This is a genomic window from Avibacterium sp. 21-595, assembly GCF_023611905.1.
Taxonomy (GTDB): Bacteria; Pseudomonadota; Gammaproteobacteria; order Enterobacterales; family Pasteurellaceae; genus Avibacterium.
In genome coordinates this window covers 1488705-1505076 of sequence record NZ_CP091455.1, presented here as the reverse complement: position 1 = coordinate 1505076, position 16372 = coordinate 1488705, and the positions used below count along the sequence as shown (strand labels likewise).

Below are 16372 nucleotides of genomic sequence, written 5' to 3'. Positions count from 1 at the left end.
TTGATAATATGTTGGACTTGTAAATGAAAGAAAAAAGTTATTTCTTTGCATTTGCCTATAAAAACAGGGGGGATTATAGAGTAACTATATTGCTCTTATCAATGAGAATTATTCTTGTTTATAGGTGGATAGCCATTCGCATTCCTTTATCCGCACTTTCATAGACCAATGCAATCAATTTCAGTACGTCAATGGCTTGTTGCGCCGTAACCTGCAATGGGGCTTGTTCGGTGAGAACGGCGTAAATGTTGTCGTAATAGGCTTGGTAGTTGCCACGTTCGCTCTCTATTGGGCTACGAATAACAATGCCGTTGATTTCGGTATGGAGTAATCCCCAGTTTGTTTCTGGTTCAGCATTCCAATCGCCTTGCGGTTTTATGCCTTTGAGCAATAGGGCTTCTTGGTTATCCATTGTGGCTTTGATGTAGCTCCCTTTCGTGCCTTGCAACATAATGTAAGGGGCAGGTTCGCGGGCGCATTTGGTGGAAGATAGCACCACTTTTTTGTCCGCATAATAGAAAATAATTTCAAAGTTATCTTCCGATTTTGCACCTGCGCGTTGTGCTTTCATATCTGCATAAAGTGCGGTGGGAATACCGAATAAATCTACGCAATGATCGATCAAATGTACGCCTAAATCATAAACTAGCCCAGAGCCAAATTCACCGGTTTCTTTCCACGCTTTGCTATTAGGTTTTTGGCTGAACCGTTCGTAACGCATTTCATAATGCACAATTTCGCCTAACATTTGATTTTCAAGCAGTTTTTTCACTGTTAAAGCACCATTATCCCAACGGCGATTTTGGTAAACTGAAAGCATCACATTATGCTGTTTGGCAAGCTTATCTAGCTCTTCTGCTTGCGCAGGGTAAACCGCAAGGGGTTTTTCTACGATGACATTTTTGCCTGCCAAAATAGCTTGTTTTGCCATTTCGTAATGGGTGAGATTAGGCGTGGTGATTATCACCAAGTCAATTTCAGGGCTGAGTAATTGTTCAAATTGATGTACCACTTGAATATAAGGATACGCGTGTTTTGCATTTTCACTGTTACGCTCAAACACTTTACGCACTTGAAAACGTGGATCGAGATCTAAAAAAGGCATATGAAAGGTTTTGGCAGACATTCCAAAGCCTGCAATGGCTACATTAATGATTTTTTCCATTTGATTTTCCTATTGAATTGCTTTTAATTTTTGCAAAATCGCCTGTTCGGGTAAGGCTTGAATTTTACGAATACGTTGAATAAGTAAGAATGCTGCCACGGTTAGGCTTACCACAAAACCTACCCAAAATCCTGCTGCACCGATGCTTGGCATTAGCCAATCGGTTCGCGATAACAGATAGCCCAGCGGCATTCCGATGCCCCAATAACAAAACATTGTGATGTATAAAATAGATTTGGTGTCTTTGTAGCCACGCAATGCCCCTGCGGTGATTACCTGAATGCTGTCGGAAAACTGGTATAACGCAGAAATCAACAATAAATGGCTAGCGATTAAAATCACGTCTTGATCTGAAACGTAAATTTTAGGAATTTGTTGATTAAATAAAACCATAATGAGTGCAGTAAAACAGGCGAGGCTCAGTCCCACAGCAAGCGCTGAATAGAATACTGCTTTTGCTTGTTGCAATAATCCTTCGCCCAAACGTTGCCCCACTAAAATGGTGGTTGCCATACCTAAGGACATTGGCAACATAAAAATAAAGGAACTGGTTGTCAGGGCAATTTGATGGCTAGCCACCACATCTGTTCCAAGGGGGGAGAGCAAAAGGGAAGAAAGGGCAAATAATGCCACTTCACAGAATAACGCAATACCAATAGGGAAGCCTAAGCCTAGCACTTTTTTTAATGTTGTCAGATTGGGTTTTTCGATCAATCCGTTAAACACGTTCAAATCACGCTGGCTTCTTGCGTGGCGAGAATAAGCAATCATCATTATACACATTGCCCAATTGACTATTGTTGTCGCGATCCCACAACCTACCGCACCGAAAGCAGGCACGCCAAATTTACCATAAATAAATAGGTAATTGAGCGGAATATTGAGCAATAACCCAGCAAAAGTAATCACCATTGCTGGTTTTGTTTTTGCAATGCCATCATTCAGGCAGCGGAAATTTATCATCAGTAAATAGCCGGGTAAGCCCCATAGCATAATATGCAAGTAATCAATCGTGATATGGGCAAGTTTAGGATCCATTCCCATATGGCTGACAACATAATCGCTAAAATAAATGATAAGACCAATAGGAATGCAGCTTAATACCACCACCCATAAGCCTTGATGCACATAATGCGCAATGCGATGACGTTGCCCTGAACCATTAAGATAAGAAATAATTGGCGGTAAAGCGAGCAGTAAACCGTGTCCGAGCAAGACAAGTGGAAACCAAATTGAACCGGCGACAGAAATTGCTGCCATATCTGTGGCACTTACTCGCCCAGCCATAATGGTATCGACAATGCCCATTGAGTTTTGGGCAAATTGCGCCAGTAAAATAGGAAAAGCGATGGCGATTAACTTTTCCATTTCTTGGCGATGACGTTGAATGAACTTAAATAACATAAAAATATCCGAATTTGTTATATACTATTGCAAGTTTTACCGAATTAGCGGTGATGATTATTAAGATAAGAGAGTTAATTATGTTTACAGGAATCGTGCAGGGTGTTGCCCAAATTCATTCTATTGATGAAAAAACACATTTTAGAACACAGGTGGTGAAAATGCCACAGGAATTAACGGAAAATCTGGAAATTGGTGCGTCTGTGGCAAATAATGGCGTATGCTTAACGGTCACCAAAATCGAAGGTGATTTAGTCAGCTTTGATTTGATGACCGAAACCCTACGCATTACCAATTTAGGCGAATTGCAACAAGGGGATTGGGTGAATATTGAGCGTGCGATGAAAATGGGGGACGAAATTGGCGGTCATATTTTATCTGGCCACGTTTACACCACTGCAAAGGTATCGCAACGCATTGTGTCAGAAAATAATTTACAAATTTGGTTTGCGTTGCCTGATCCTAGCTTGATGAAATATATTCTCACCAAAGGATTTATCGCCATAGACGGGATAAGCCTGACGATTGGTGAAGTAAAAGGCGATGAATTTTGTGTGAATCTTATCCCTGAAACACTTCATCGCACCTTGATTGGCAAACGTGAAGTGGGGGATTTCGTGAATATTGAAATTGATCCGCAAACCCAAGCCATTGTAGATACCGTGGAACGCTATTTAGCCAGCCGAGGTGAATAAAACATAACAAACCTAAAGTGCGGTGGAAAATCGTGAAATTTTTCACCGCACTTTGATCGGCGGCATTATATGCTAGGATATGAGCGGTTTGCAGCGGCAATAGATGGGGGCAATATGCAAAACGATTTTTGGCATTCCGCGCTTTTTTCCATAAGCGTGACTTTACCGACGTTATTATTGTTAATACTTGGTATCGGATTACGAAAACGCAAAATCATTGACGATAAATTTAGCCAGCAAGCCACTAGCGTGGTATTCAAAATCACCTTGCCCGCCTTACTTTTTCTTAATGTATTTAAAAATCCCATTGCGCAGTTGAATGAACAACTCGTTATGATTTTGGCGTGTGTGTTCGGAACCTTATTGCTATTCCTTTGCGCGGAGATTTTTGCAGCCAAATATGTGCCAGAAAAACGCGAACGTGGCACCTTTGTGCAAGGGGTCTATCGTGGAAATTGTAGCATTTTAGGGCTGGCGTTTTGCCTAAATGCTTATGGTGATGCAGCATTAGTGCCAGCCACCATTTATGCAGCGACTACCGCGATTATTTACAATGTGTTAGGTGTGATTACTTTAAGCCGCTCCCTTTCAGATGGGAAAGTGCATATTCCACGAATGATCTTAAACGTGGTAAAAAATCCCTTAATTATCAGCATATTATTAGGCTTTTTAGCCAGTTATTTAAAATTGACTATTCCTAAATTTATGCTCACCACAATTCAATACCTCGCCACGATGACGTTACCGCTCGCGTTAATTTGTGCGGGGGGCAATATTGAATTAAAGGCCTTGTATAAAATTTCTGGGATTTCTTTATGGGCAAGCGTTGGGCGTGTGATTATTGCACCGATCTTTATGGTGTTACTGGGCAAATTATTTGGTTTTAGCGGGGTAAATTTAGGGGTGATTTTTTTGATGAATGCGACACCAATGGCGGCTGCGGCTTATGCAATGGTGCGTGGAATGGGCGGCAATGCTAACACGGCAGCCAATATTATTGGCATTACAACCTTTGCATCAATGTTTATTTCCGCCTTGGGTTTAACCATTTTGCATCAAATGGGCTGGGTGTAAGAATAAAGCGAGATGAAAAGCAAAATGAAAGCAAAAAGGGCGAAAATCTTCGCCCTAAAATTTATTAAAAAATCACCGCACTTTATGGATTAAGCGAAATCTTCACTGAACAACATTCCCCTTGTTGGAGCGGTTGAGTAATTCTTGCAGTTTCCAAACAAACCATTGTTTTATAACCAATTTCACTAATGCCACTGGTGGATGTATGCCAAGGATTCCATAGCACGACATTACTTGCATTATGATGTGCAACATTAATGGTGCGTGCGTCCCCTTTATCTATAATTTGATGAGAAACAGGGGATTGCACTTTATAAATGCAATCAATGTGCTGATTAATTAAACGTGGAGAAGGCACATTTTCTTGTTGTTGGGTTAAGGTATTGAAACATTCGGTAGGCAAGTTTTGCACTTCCACATTAGCCACATCGCTCAAATTAAAATAACTGTGTAAGGCTAATTGAGCAGGCTGTTGAGCATAATGTTGGAAAATAATTTCACAATCTTGGCTGAAGATCATTGTGGTTTTTGCTTCGATCAAATGATCAGATGAAAATAAGCAAAATTCCAACCGCACTCTATTTTCCTCAATTTTATAATCGCTGAGTTGCCACAAACTGATACGGGCGTAACCGTGTGCAGGGGATTTTGCTCCACCAAACCAAGGGTAGCAAATTGGCACGCCACCGCGAATGGCATTGCCTAAGGTAAAGGGTTCAATTTCACTGAGCCAAAGCACCTCTTTTGACGTTCCTTTCGGCTGCCAGCTAAATAAATGTGCGCCTTGCAAGGCAATTAACGCTTTTCCTACGCGGTGTTCTAAAGCGATCACAGGGATTTCATTATATTGTTGTAAACGTAATTCTGGGGTCAGTTGTTTAATAGTGGTTATTGTTGTCATTCAATGCTTCTCCTTTAATTAGTTTAATGGTTTACTTCTTCCCGCAAAAATTTTCCGTGTTGTAGGAAAAGGGTGCGGTGGGTGAGTTTACCCAGTTCAGGATTATGCGTAACCATAACGATAGTTCTACCTTGCTGATTGAGTTCTGTGAGCAAATTCAGCACCAGTTTTTCATTTTTCTCATCAAGGTTTCCAGTGGGTTCATCGGCAAAAATAACGGGGGGTTGATTCACCAATGCTCTGGCAATACACACCCGTTGTTGTTCACCGCCAGAAAGTTGGCTTGGGCGGTGATTCATACGGTGTGCTAAGCCCACTTGTGTTAAAACCGCTTTTGCTGCCTCTTCATCAATCACACTGTGATAATGTTGTGCGAGCATCACATTTTCTAAGGCGGTGAGATAGGGAATAAGGTGAAATTGTTGGAATACTAAACCTATCTTTTCCGCACGGAAGCGTTGACGTCCTATTTCGTCTAGTTCTGCGGCGTCTACTCCATCAAGAATTACCTTGCCTTCTGTTGCCGTATCTAGCCCAGTGAGAATGTTCATTAACGTTGTTTTACCTGAGCCTGATGCGCCCATTATGGCGACAAATTCCCCTTGAGCAATATGAATATTAATGTCTTCAAGGGCGGTAACTTGCCCAAAGCGTTTATATAAATGTTGGGTTTCTATCACATATTTTTTCATTTTATTCGCCTTTTAAAACGTTGGCTGTTTGAATTTCTAAAGCTCGGCGTGTTGGCACAATCACGGCAATAAACGCCACCGTGAGCGAGAGCAAAATCGTGATCGGAATCACAGGCAAGCGTAAATCAATATAAGCTTTAAATACGGTGATACCAAGAATTTGGGCAAGCAAATAACCTAAGATTAGCCCTACCACGATGGCACAAAATGCGATAAGCAAAATTTCTGTGCCAATTTGTTTAATAATATCTTGCTGTCTTGCGCCTAAGGCTTTTTGTAGTGCAAATTCTTTTGCTCGTTCACCTACAATGGCAATTAAGGTAGTGTTCACGCAAAGGGTGGCGAGAATGAGAATGACCACAGAAATCAAGCCCATTAATCCTTTGATTTTATCTAAAATCTGTCCTTCTGAAGCGGATACTTTAAGAATAGGGCGAATGGCAAGATCAGGATAGCGTTGTTGTAATTGGTGAGCAAATTGACTGACTTGTCCTTGATCGTTTTTCACATTTAGCAAGGCATTGGTGATCAAGCCTGTTTTATCCAGCCATTGTTGTGCAAATTCCAAGTTTACAATCAACATATTATCTGTGGCATCACCACTTTCTACAATGGCTTTAATGGTGAACTGATGCTTTTCCGCCCCTTTATTTAAGGTAATTTTATCGCCAAGATTAAGGTTTAACCGTTGTGCAAGCGATTTACCGATCATCGCATTGCGATCATCAAAATTGACGCCAATGGCTGATCCTGTGATTTGCCAATAAGGCGAAAGCGTGTGCATTGCATCAAACCATACGCCCATTATTACCACTTTTTCTAAATCAGCCCGTGCCACGCCATAAAGATACGGGCTGGCTGCGGTAATTAATCCTTGTGGAGCTTGACGAAGAATTTGATCAAGGTCTTTTTCGTTCATTAAGCCACTGCTGTTTGAACCAATGTAAAAATTCGCCCCAAAGGTGCGTAATTCTTGGCTCATTTTGGTGTTGATGTCAAAATACACCGCAGCCATTGCCGTAACAATACTTGCACCTACGGTGAGTGCCGCAAAAATGATCATCACCCGTTGTAAACGTAACCGCAGTGCATTGATAATTAAACGCCAAAACATTGTACGTTTATGGATTAAATGGGCATTATTGGCGACCATATAGCACCTCCACAGGATAGAGTTGCGCAATACGATGTGCAGGGAACCACGTACCAATTAGGGCAATAATAACGGACAGGACTAACACGCAAGGCACTACAATCCAAGCAAAGTCTAATGGTGCGCCAAATAGGGTAATACCGATAAATTTGGCTAACCCCCAACCTGCCACGCAACCTAATGCACCACCAAGCAGGGCGCTGATAATGGCTTCACAGTAAAACAGTAAGACAATTTGCCATTGGTAAGCTCCAAGTGCTTTCATTAAACCAATTTCTTTACTACGTTCGATAATGGTGGTGGTCATCAGTGAAGCTATCCCCATTGCAGCAGCAACGAGTGCGGCGACCGTAACCACTGCAAGTAAGAGCTGGATTTTTTCAATGACCACGCCTTCTGAGGCGGCAACTTGCCAGATTGGGCGAACCACTGCGCCAGAAATGGCTTCTTCTAATTGATGCGAAATAGAAGAAACATAAGCGGTGCAATACCAGCGATCATATTCTTCCGCCGCTAACGCATCAGGGTTATCGCGTGCTTTACGTGAAAGTTTATTTTCAGGTACGGTCAGGGCGGAAACCTTAATGCCTTGTACCTTGCCAGATAAATTTAATAAATTTTGCACCGCACTTAGGGGTAACACGATTTGCTGTTCTTCCGCACCACCTGTGGTTAAAATGCCGACAATATGAATGCTAAGGGTACGTTGGGTTTCACCTTCGTGATAACTTAGCTGAATTTGATCACCGATTTTCCATTTTGTGCTGTGCGATAATTGATTTCCCAAAAGTGCGGGAATATTTTCAGCAAAATTATTCTGACTATCGTCCACCCATTGTCCTTCAACTTTCCAATAAGGGCTAATAATGCGTTGCCCTGTGTGGTAATCTTCTTCATCAGGAATGGCGATTTGATGGTCAAAAAAAGTGCCTAAAATGTCTATATTATGGGTATTGTTTTGCGTTAGATTATGCCCCTCGACGTCTGCACTGAGCAGAGGAGCAAAGCCCACAATATTATTACGCCAGAAAATATCTTTCACATTGGGCAATTCTTTCTCATCTAAAAAATCCTGTGTGGAAAGGCTATTGCCCCCATTAATTTCAGCCGAAAGCACCGCACTGCTGGCAGGTTCAATCAAAATATTTGCTCCATAAGATTTCAGCTCACGCGCCATCTTATCGCCAATATCAATAGATACCGCAAGCAATGCAGAAACAAGACCTGCGGCGAGAAAAATAGTCATAATAGCGAGCAGTTTACGTTTTAACCCGTGTCGCCAAGATTGTAATAACATTCGACTGAGCATTATGGATTTTCCTCTTTTGCCACATAATTTTCAGGGTGATCACGGAACGCATTGAGATTTTGCTCGTTAGCAAAGAAGTAAGTTTTGCCTGCGTAATTATACTTATGTTCCGCCGTGGTATTTTTCAATGTTGTGCCATCCACAGGATCTTTTACGTCTAATTCCACAATGGTAGAAAAATAGTTCAAGCCATCTTCAAGACTTTTTTTGCTGATGATGACGTCCGTATCCGTTTGTTGCCAATCTTCAATTGGCACAGGATTACACCCACCGGGCTTACCGATGGAAGGAATAAACATTCGTACGCCACAACCAACACAAACCACTTGATCGCCTTCCATTACATAGCCTTGATCGCCACACAAAATACAAGCATCAAACACTGCCGCCAAGCTGAGTGTTTTCGTTGAGCGATTGATAATGAAAAAACGTACCGCTTTACCATCGCTTGCAATCCACACGAAACGGTGCAGTTTTCCGTCTTTCACCTGTTCGATAGGAATATGAATCCTGTTTTGTTTATCCAGTGTTACCACTTTAGCTTCAGAAAGTTGCGGTGGGCGAGAGGCAATTTGATCCCAATAAAGTTGCGCAGATAACATCGTACATAAGGCAATGCCTCCCCATAACAAAGTGCGTTGGCTCGTTTGCAATATCGCCAATTTTTTACGTTTTTCAATAGGCTGATGCGTCTGTTTTACTACGGCTTTATTGGCAAAATGTATTTTAATGGTAAAGAAAATCAGGCTTAATGCGGTAAGTACCGCGATAAAATAATTGGTATAGCTGATTAAATTGCTGGATTTTGCTACAAAACTTAACCGCGCTTTGGTCAGATCAATCACTTGCAATTTCATTAAGCCAAGTAACACTTCGCCTGTTAAAGGCAAGAGTAAAAAGAGGGTAGTGAGAGAAATCAGCAAAAAGGGAAGTGCGGTACATTTTTTTGCTGTTTTCGTTTGTTTTAATAAAAGGTAGAGCCAAAATGCAAATAAAAAGCAAAAAATAAGGGCAAAAATCACCGCACTTAGATGTAGGATAAAATCCGTATTAATCACGTCTGTATTGGTAATCGCCGAAATATTGGGATCTCTTGCCCACAGCATTCCAGCGGCAAGACAAAGCATAAATTGGCAAAAATAAGCGAATTTACTTGAATGGAAAAAATGGACAAGATAGAACAGCACAAAGAGGGTCATTAAGAAAAGGTTTAGTCCTAGCTTAATTTGTTGGTTAGTTGGTAATTGTAAATATCCCATTACACCACAAATTAATCCTAAAAGAGAAAGTCCTATGATGGATTTGAGTTTAATATTTTGATAGTTAAGCCAGTTTATCCCTAATAATAATGAAATTGGTAAAATGGCTTGTAGTAGAAAGACAATGTAATAGTTCATAGCTTTTTAGATTTATATTGTATTTTAGTTATTTTAGGTGAATACATAGGTTCACCTCTACTTTTTTTGGATGTTTATTTATATCGTTGCATTGTTTTTGGACGGACATACAAGTCCGCCCTTACGGTTATGGAACTCTATTAATATTATTCCGTTGTTTTGGGCGGACACATAGGTTCGCCACTACGATTATGGCTCTCTATTAATATTATTCCGTTGTTTTGGGGCGGACACATAGGTCCGCCACTACGGTTATGGCTCTCTATTAATATCATTCTGTTGTTTTTGGGCGGACACATTGGTTCGCCACTACGGTTATGGAACTCTATTAATATTATTCCGTTGTTTTGGGCGGACGCATAGGTCTGCCCCTACGGTTTTGGGAGCTTCGTTAGAAATATTGTGTGATATTTTGTATTTACTATATTATTTTGTAAATTATTGTAGGGGTGGACCTATGTGTCCACCCATTACCTTACCATCAATTCTGAAATAAGCTATCATTATTCCAATTATATGGATTACATTCTATATATTCAGCAATTTCGAGATAGGATTTTTCATTCCTTATAATATGCTCATAATAGCTTCTTTGCCAAAGTTTTCCCTCAAATGGTTTCCAATGATTGTTTTTGACATTTTTTATATAATTGTTTGTTGTCATTGTTTTAAACCATTGCACAATGGTTGGAATACTGTATTTTTGTTGTTCTTTAATGTATAAAATAAAGTGAATATGATTTGGCATCACGATATATTCTAAACATTCTACATTAGGAAATTTCTTTCCAAGTTCTAAGTACCAATATTGGATCATTTTTCCAACATCATTCATTAGCATTTTATGATTTTCGATATTACCAAATAGGCATTCTTTATTGTGAGTACAGACCGTAATAAAGTAGAGTCCTATTTGTGAATAGTCATAATGTTGTAGCCGAATTACTTTTCGTTTTGTTTTTTCCGTTACATTAGTCATTTTTATTTTGAGATATGGGCGGACACATCGGTCCGCCCCTACGGGTTATGTAACTCAATTTGTATCATTCTGTTTTCATTTGTATCATTCTGTTTTCCGGGAGGACATATAGGATCGCCCTTACGGTTATGGAACTCTATTAATATTGTTTTGTTGTTTTTGGGTGGACGTATAGGTCAGTCCCTACGGTTATGGAACTTTATTAATATTATTCCGTTGTTTTGGCGGACACATAGATCCGCCTCTACGCGTTATGTAATATTCAAATATTCTAGGGAATGTTAATAAGATATTTCTAGCATTGTAGGGGCGGACCGATGTGTCCGCCCAAAGACTAGATATATTATTTTCTAATTTATCCGAGTGCTATGATATAAACTACTTCAATCCAGTAAATTTAAACTCATAGCTTACATCAAAAGGTTTCCACCAGCGACCTACTCCTGTTTCGCTGTCAGTATGGCGGTGCATACCTGCTTTTGATGGCGGATCGATATGATAGGTTACTTTGTAGTTACCCACGCCCATCATTTTTACGTTTGCGCCATAATGCGGGCCATCGCCGGCTACCATTGGCATAAATGTACCTTCTTGTTTTTCACCCGTATCGGTGTTTACAAGGGTATATGCAATGGTTAAATATGGCATCCATTCACCTTCACCAAAGCCATTGTCGTTGCCTTTAGTGGCGTGAATATCCGCTTCAAGGTGAATATCTGAATCTTTAGCAGATAATCCCATTCCACGTGGTTCCATATCAATAGGTTGTAAATAAACGGCAGCAATTTCCATACCGTTCATTGTTACCGCTTCACCAATTGGGTATTCTTTGAAGGCAAGGGCGGAAGGTGCGGTTAAAATTCCCGCTAATAAAGTGGCTGCAACAAATGTTTTTTTCATAGGGACTCCTATCTGTTAAGGGGTTAAAATCAACATTAAGCCTGTTTTTTGCTTTGATATTTCATATAGAATAAAGCAAAAACGGCGGCGATAAGTAAAATAGCCTGAGGCGTTAGGGTTTCAACATAAGGATAAATGCCGAGCCACGAAATTTCTGGCACATTGGCAACCAGCGTTGGCTCAAACAGTTTTCCTTCAATCAGTTCTAGTACCGATTTTCCTGCGAAAATAAATGCCATTAAATACATAAAAGATCCCGTAAACATAAAGAACGGTTTAAGCGGTAATTTAACGACAGAATAACGCATAATGACATAGCAAATAGCAAGCACCACAATGCCTGCGACAATGCCCGCAAATAAATAGACATAGCTCATTGCGTTAGTGGCATCTCCCGCCAACGCATAATAAAACAATACGGTCTCCGCACCTTCGCGATAAACCGCAAGAAAACTGGTGATCCATAAACCGATAAGTGATCCTGTGGTGAGAGCGGCGGAGAGTTTCCCTTCTAAATAGCGTTTCCAATTTTGCGCTTCAACTTTGGAAAGTAGCCAATAACTCATCATAAATAGCATTATTACTGCAATCATCATCGTAAAGCCTTCGAGTAATTCTCGACTTGCACCCGAATTAGAAAAGACCAATTGGAAAATCGCAGCGGTGATGACACTTGCAGTTAAGGCAACATAAACGGATTGTTTAATCACAGGCAATTTATCTTGATGATTATTTTTCACTAAATAAGCCACAATGGCCGCGACAATCAATAAGGCTTCTAAGCCCTCGCGCAGCATAATCAAGAAACTGTAAAGAAACATTGTCCAATCGCTTTGCTGATTACCTTGCAACATTTCCACAGCTTTAGTTAAGTTTTGCGCTAAACCTTCTGCTTGTTGATGAAGCTGTTGTGCAGGCTGGTTGGCTTTCATCAAGCTGACTAAACGGGTAAAATAGCCCTCAATTTCGGTTTTGAAATGGCTATCACGAGAGCCTATTTTATTTTCCATTCCACTGTTTTCAAAAATATCAAAATAAGTGTCTTGCACAGCAAGAATGGCTTTTTTACTTTCTCCCTTTTCAAATAAGGCAATGGCATTAGTAATACCTTGATTAACTTGGCTTGCCACGTCCGCCCAATTTTGATTATCAGAAAGAGCTTGCGAATTTTGCACCGCACTTTGATTTGTAGCTTGCGCTGTTTTCGTGGTTGGAAGTTGAGGAAGTTGTTCTTCGATATCTTGTAATAAGGCGGTGATTTGGTAACCCAAGGCATTAATTTGTTCAGGCTGTTCACTTAATTTGATGAGATCGTAAAATTGCTGATTGATACTCGCAGAAATAGCGGCAGAACGGTTTTTACGAATGGACATTTCCATTTCGCTGTTTTTATAGCCATCGTATTGGGCTTGCTGAATAAGTTTTTTTGCTTGGGCAAGATCACCTTTTTGGTACGTGCTGATGGCTTGTGCGAGTAGATCATCAATGGTTCTAAAACTTTCCTGCCAATAAGGATCAATCTCATTATGCTGATAAACATCGTGCTGATTAGAGGCGTTGAGCTGATGACCTTGTTCTAAAACAGGCAAGACGAATTGCAGATCTTGTTTTAGTTGGCTGATTTTATTCTGCACTTCAGATAAGGGTTTATCTTCACCGATCATTTTACGGATTTCACCAAAAGCGGCTTCCATTTGGTAACTTTTTTGCGCAGAAAAGTTAATGCGAATTGGCCCTTCTAAATTTTCAAACACTTCAAAATAAGCCATTTGCACTTCGCTGCGCGCGTCATCAACTTGCTTTTCTTGGTAAAGCTGAGCGGTTTTATCAAGACGATTTTCGATGTCTTGAATCCATTGTTGATAGTTTTCAGATGCCGAGGAGAAAGAAGTGAAAAAGATCAAAGCTAAACATAATAGATAACGATAGTAACGCAAAAGCCCCATTTTTATTCTCTAATCTAAATAAAAGTTATTCTTATTTCCATAATATTATGCCTCTATTGAAATATTTATCAAGTAGAAAAAAAGAGCATTTTGTCTTTCTTGATAAAGATCAAGTAATTCTTGCGGATTAATCCTTTGATTTTTAATTGAACTTCCGTTAGACTGTTTTCCATTAGTCGGGGTGCTTATTTAAGCTGAGATGATACCCGTGAACCTGATACAGCTAACACTGACGTAGGAAACTAATTATGAACGATCTTCTTTTTTTATTAAATTCTTACCGCACTTCTATTATTGCTTTTTTCAATCACGTTGATTTGTGAGTGAACGATGAAAGCGATCGACATTTCCGATCTTCAACTTAACTTTGCTGAGCAACCTTTATTTTCGCATTTTCATTTTACGGTATCGCAAGGGGAATGGGTGGCATTGCTTGGTGCATCAGGCGTGGGAAAATCCACTTTATTGCGTGCTATTGCAGGGTTAGAACATCAGGCGATTACACAGGGTAACATTAAATGTTCAGGGAAAATTGCTTGGCTTGCACAACAGGATAGTTTGTATCCTTGGCTTTCGATTTTAGATAATGTTCAGCTTTATCAACATCTTACTCATAGCAAAACGAAAAAAACGGAAGAAAAAGCACGGGCATTATTAAGTGCGGTGAAAATGGAACAACATTTGCACAAACCTTGCTATCAACTTTCCGGTGGACAACGTCAGCGCGTTGCACTGGCTCGCACATTAATGCAGGAGGCGGAGATTATTTTAATGGATGAGCCATTTTCTGCTTTAGATGCGGTAACCCGTTTGCAATTACAGCAACTTTCACATCGTTTATTAAAGGATAAAACCGTACTGCTAATCACCCACGATCCGCAAGAAGCCTTATTGTTAGCAGATAAAATTTATATTTTACGCCAGCAACCTGTTCAGCTTTCTGAACCTATTTGCCCGCAAGGTAATGCACCACGAGATTTTTCACAAGAAAAATTATGGCAATTGCAGCAATATTTGTTTGCGCAATTAATGGAGGAACAATAATGTTGGCGTGGCAAAGTTTATTCCGAGCATTAATGATGACGTTATTTTTTGCCTTATGTTGGCAAGGGGCAATTTTCGTCTTTTCGATCCCTCATTATTTATTGCCTGAACCCATTTCCGTACTTAATGAAATCTCTTCACAATGGGGATTATTGTTTATGCACGGCAAAATTACCTTATGGGAAATTTTGTTAGGATTGGTGCTAGGTTTTTTATTTGGTTTGCTTTCTGCCTTATTGCTTGCTTCTTCACAAACACTTTCTGCTTTTTTGTTACCCATTTTAATTGCTTCGCAGGCGATTCCTGTTTTTGCGATTGCCCCTTTATTGGTTCTTTGGTTTGGTTACGGCATTGCATCAAAAATCGCAATGACGATTTTGATTATTTATTTTCCTGTTACTGCTAGCTGTTATGACGGCTTGCGTAACACCCCAAAGCAATGGTTGGAGCTGGCTCGAACAATGGGGATCTCATCACAGCAATTATTATTTAAAGTCCGTTTGCCAGCAGCCTTACCCGCGTTAGCTTCAGGGTTGCGAATTGCCGTATCGGTTGCCCCCATTGGCGCGATTGTGGGCGAATGGGTGGGTTCATCGCAAGGACTTGGTTATTTGATGTTGCAAGCCAATGCACGAATCCAAATTAGTTTAATGTTTGCGGCGTTGTTTATTTTGGTTGTTATCGCACTCTTGTTGTATTTCGTGATAGATAAATTGCTTCACCGCATGATTCCTTGGGTCTGTCATTTACGTTAGGAGAAAAAATGAAAAAACAATGGTATTTATGCAGTTTAATTTTAACTTTAGGGGTGAGCGTTAGCGTGCAAGCCAAAGAAAAATTAACCTTATTATTAGATTGGTTTGTGAACCCTGATCATGCCGCCATTATTGTGGCGCAACAAAAAGGCTTTTTTGCAGAAAATGGCTTGCAGGTTGAAATTGTTGAGCCAGCCGACCCCTCGATGCCCCCTAAATTAGTGGCAGCTGGGCAGGCGGATTTGGCCGTGGATTACCAACCTCAGTTGCAAATGCAAGTGGCGGAAGGCTTGCCTCTGGTGCGTGTCGGCACATTAATTTCAACCCCCTTGAATAGCCTCGTGGTATTAAAAGACAGTGGTATTGAACAAATTGCCGATTTAAAAGGGAAAAAGATCGGCTATTCAGTCAGTGGTTTTGAAGATGCCTTGCTTGGTGAAATGCTAAAATCTGCAAGTCTTTCTTTAAATGATGTGGAATTGGTGAACGTGAATTGGTCGCTTTCCCCTGCGTTATTCAGTGGACAAGTAGATGCCGTTATTGGCGCATTTCGCAATTTTGAGCTAAATCAGATGGATATAGAAAAGAAACCCGGTAAGGCGTTTTATCCAGAAGAACAAGGCGTACCCATGTACGATGAATTGATTTTAGTCGCCAATAGAAATCAGCTTTCTAGGCAAAAAATCCGTGCATTTTTGACCGCACTTGAACAAGCAAGTGTTTATATCTTAAATCACCCACAACAAAGTTGGCAGTCATTTGTCAGTTATAAGCCGCAAGATTTAGACAATGAACTTAATCGTTTGGCTTGGCGCGATACTTTACCACGCTTGAGCTTACGCCCGAGTGCATTAGATAATGCGCGTTACGAAAAAATGGCAAAATTTATGCAGCAACAAGGGTTGATTAAGCAGGTGCCTAAATTGTCTGATTATGCTATTCAAGTTGAATAACATCG

Annotated in this window: 15 protein-coding genes and 1 riboswitch; of the genes, 5 read left to right on the top strand and 10 right to left on the bottom strand. The window is 40.3% G+C overall.

Translation table 11 applies throughout. From position 1 onward, the window contains the following. Window positions 1-118 precede the first annotated feature (118 nt). Window positions 119-1165, bottom strand: a complete 1047-nt coding sequence (locus L4F92_RS06980) for a Gfo/Idh/MocA family oxidoreductase (protein ID WP_250363179.1) — start codon at window positions 1163-1165, stop codon at window positions 119-121. A gap of 9 nt (window positions 1166-1174) precedes the next feature. Next, a complete protein-coding gene (locus L4F92_RS06975; protein WP_250350505.1) occupies window positions 1175-2569 on the bottom strand; it encodes an MATE family efflux transporter in 1395 nt (464 codons plus the stop codon). Between the two features lie 80 nt (window positions 2570-2649). Between L4F92_RS06975 and L4F92_RS06970 the strand changes: the two genes are divergently transcribed. Then, window positions 2650-3264, top strand: coding sequence for a riboflavin synthase subunit alpha (locus L4F92_RS06970; RefSeq protein WP_250363178.1), 615 nt, complete (start codon window positions 2650-2652; stop codon window positions 3262-3264). A gap of 114 nt (window positions 3265-3378) precedes the next feature. Then, a complete protein-coding gene (locus L4F92_RS06965) occupies window positions 3379-4338 on the top strand; it encodes an AEC family transporter (protein WP_250363177.1) in 960 nt (319 codons plus the stop codon). Between the two features lie 82 nt (window positions 4339-4420). Here L4F92_RS06965 and L4F92_RS06960 read toward each other — a convergent pair whose 3' ends face one another. The 8 genes from L4F92_RS06960 to L4F92_RS06925 form a co-directional block, all read right to left on the bottom strand. Continuing rightward, the gene (locus L4F92_RS06960; RefSeq protein WP_250363176.1) at window positions 4421-5239 is read right to left on the bottom strand and encodes a D-hexose-6-phosphate mutarotase; all 819 of its coding nucleotides are present in this window, start codon (window positions 5237-5239) and stop codon (window positions 4421-4423) included. Window positions 5240-5262: 23 nt separating this feature from the next. Next, a complete protein-coding gene (locus L4F92_RS06955; protein ID WP_250363175.1) occupies window positions 5263-5931 on the bottom strand; it encodes an ABC transporter ATP-binding protein in 669 nt (222 codons plus the stop codon). Window position 5932: 1 nt separating this feature from the next. Next, window positions 5933-7084: an ABC transporter permease gene (locus L4F92_RS06950; protein ID WP_442778841.1), complete on the bottom strand. Its 1152-nt coding sequence runs from the start codon at window positions 7082-7084 to the stop codon at window positions 5933-5935. Then, on the bottom strand, window positions 7071-8393 hold the full coding sequence (locus L4F92_RS06945) for an ABC transporter permease (RefSeq protein WP_250363174.1): 1323 nt from the start codon (window positions 8391-8393) through the stop codon (window positions 7071-7073). The genes L4F92_RS06950 and L4F92_RS06945 overlap by 14 nt, the downstream gene beginning before the upstream one ends. Next, entirely contained in the window at window positions 8393-9790 is a 1398-nt protein-coding gene (locus L4F92_RS06940) for a Fe-S-containing protein (protein ID WP_250363173.1), read from the bottom strand. The genes L4F92_RS06945 and L4F92_RS06940 overlap by 1 nt, the downstream gene beginning before the upstream one ends. Before the next feature lie 481 nt (window positions 9791-10271). Beyond that, the gene (locus L4F92_RS06935) at window positions 10272-10769 is read right to left on the bottom strand and encodes an REP-associated tyrosine transposase (RefSeq protein ID WP_250363172.1); all 498 of its coding nucleotides are present in this window, start codon (window positions 10767-10769) and stop codon (window positions 10272-10274) included. A gap of 378 nt (window positions 10770-11147) precedes the next feature. Next, a complete protein-coding gene (locus L4F92_RS06930) occupies window positions 11148-11669 on the bottom strand; it encodes an iron transporter (protein ID WP_017805905.1) in 522 nt (173 codons plus the stop codon). A gap of 35 nt (window positions 11670-11704) precedes the next feature. Continuing rightward, complete coding sequence (locus tag L4F92_RS06925; protein WP_250363171.1) at window positions 11705-13615, bottom strand: FTR1 family iron permease; 1911 nt, start codon at window positions 13613-13615, stop codon at window positions 11705-11707. 167 nt (window positions 13616-13782) lie between these two features. Continuing rightward, a riboswitch (TPP riboswitch) is annotated at window positions 13783-13873 on the top strand. A 72-nt stretch (window positions 13874-13945) separates the two neighbouring features. On the opposite strand from L4F92_RS06925, the gene L4F92_RS06920 reads away from it, so the two are divergent. Genes L4F92_RS06920 through L4F92_RS06910 form a run of 3 tightly spaced genes read left to right on the top strand, consistent with a single transcriptional unit; the run spans window position 13946 to window position 16367 of the window. Then, window positions 13946-14659: an ABC transporter ATP-binding protein gene (locus L4F92_RS06920; RefSeq protein WP_250363170.1), complete on the top strand. Its 714-nt coding sequence runs from the start codon at window positions 13946-13948 to the stop codon at window positions 14657-14659. After that, window positions 14659-15414 (top strand): ABC transporter permease, encoded by a 756-nt coding sequence (locus L4F92_RS06915; protein ID WP_442778840.1) that lies wholly within the window; start codon window positions 14659-14661, stop codon window positions 15412-15414. Before L4F92_RS06920 ends, L4F92_RS06915 begins: the two co-directional genes overlap by 1 nt. 8 nt (window positions 15415-15422) lie before the next feature. Then, a complete protein-coding gene (locus L4F92_RS06910; protein WP_250363169.1) occupies window positions 15423-16367 on the top strand; it encodes an ABC transporter substrate-binding protein in 945 nt (314 codons plus the stop codon). Window positions 16368-16372: the final 5 nt, after the last annotated feature.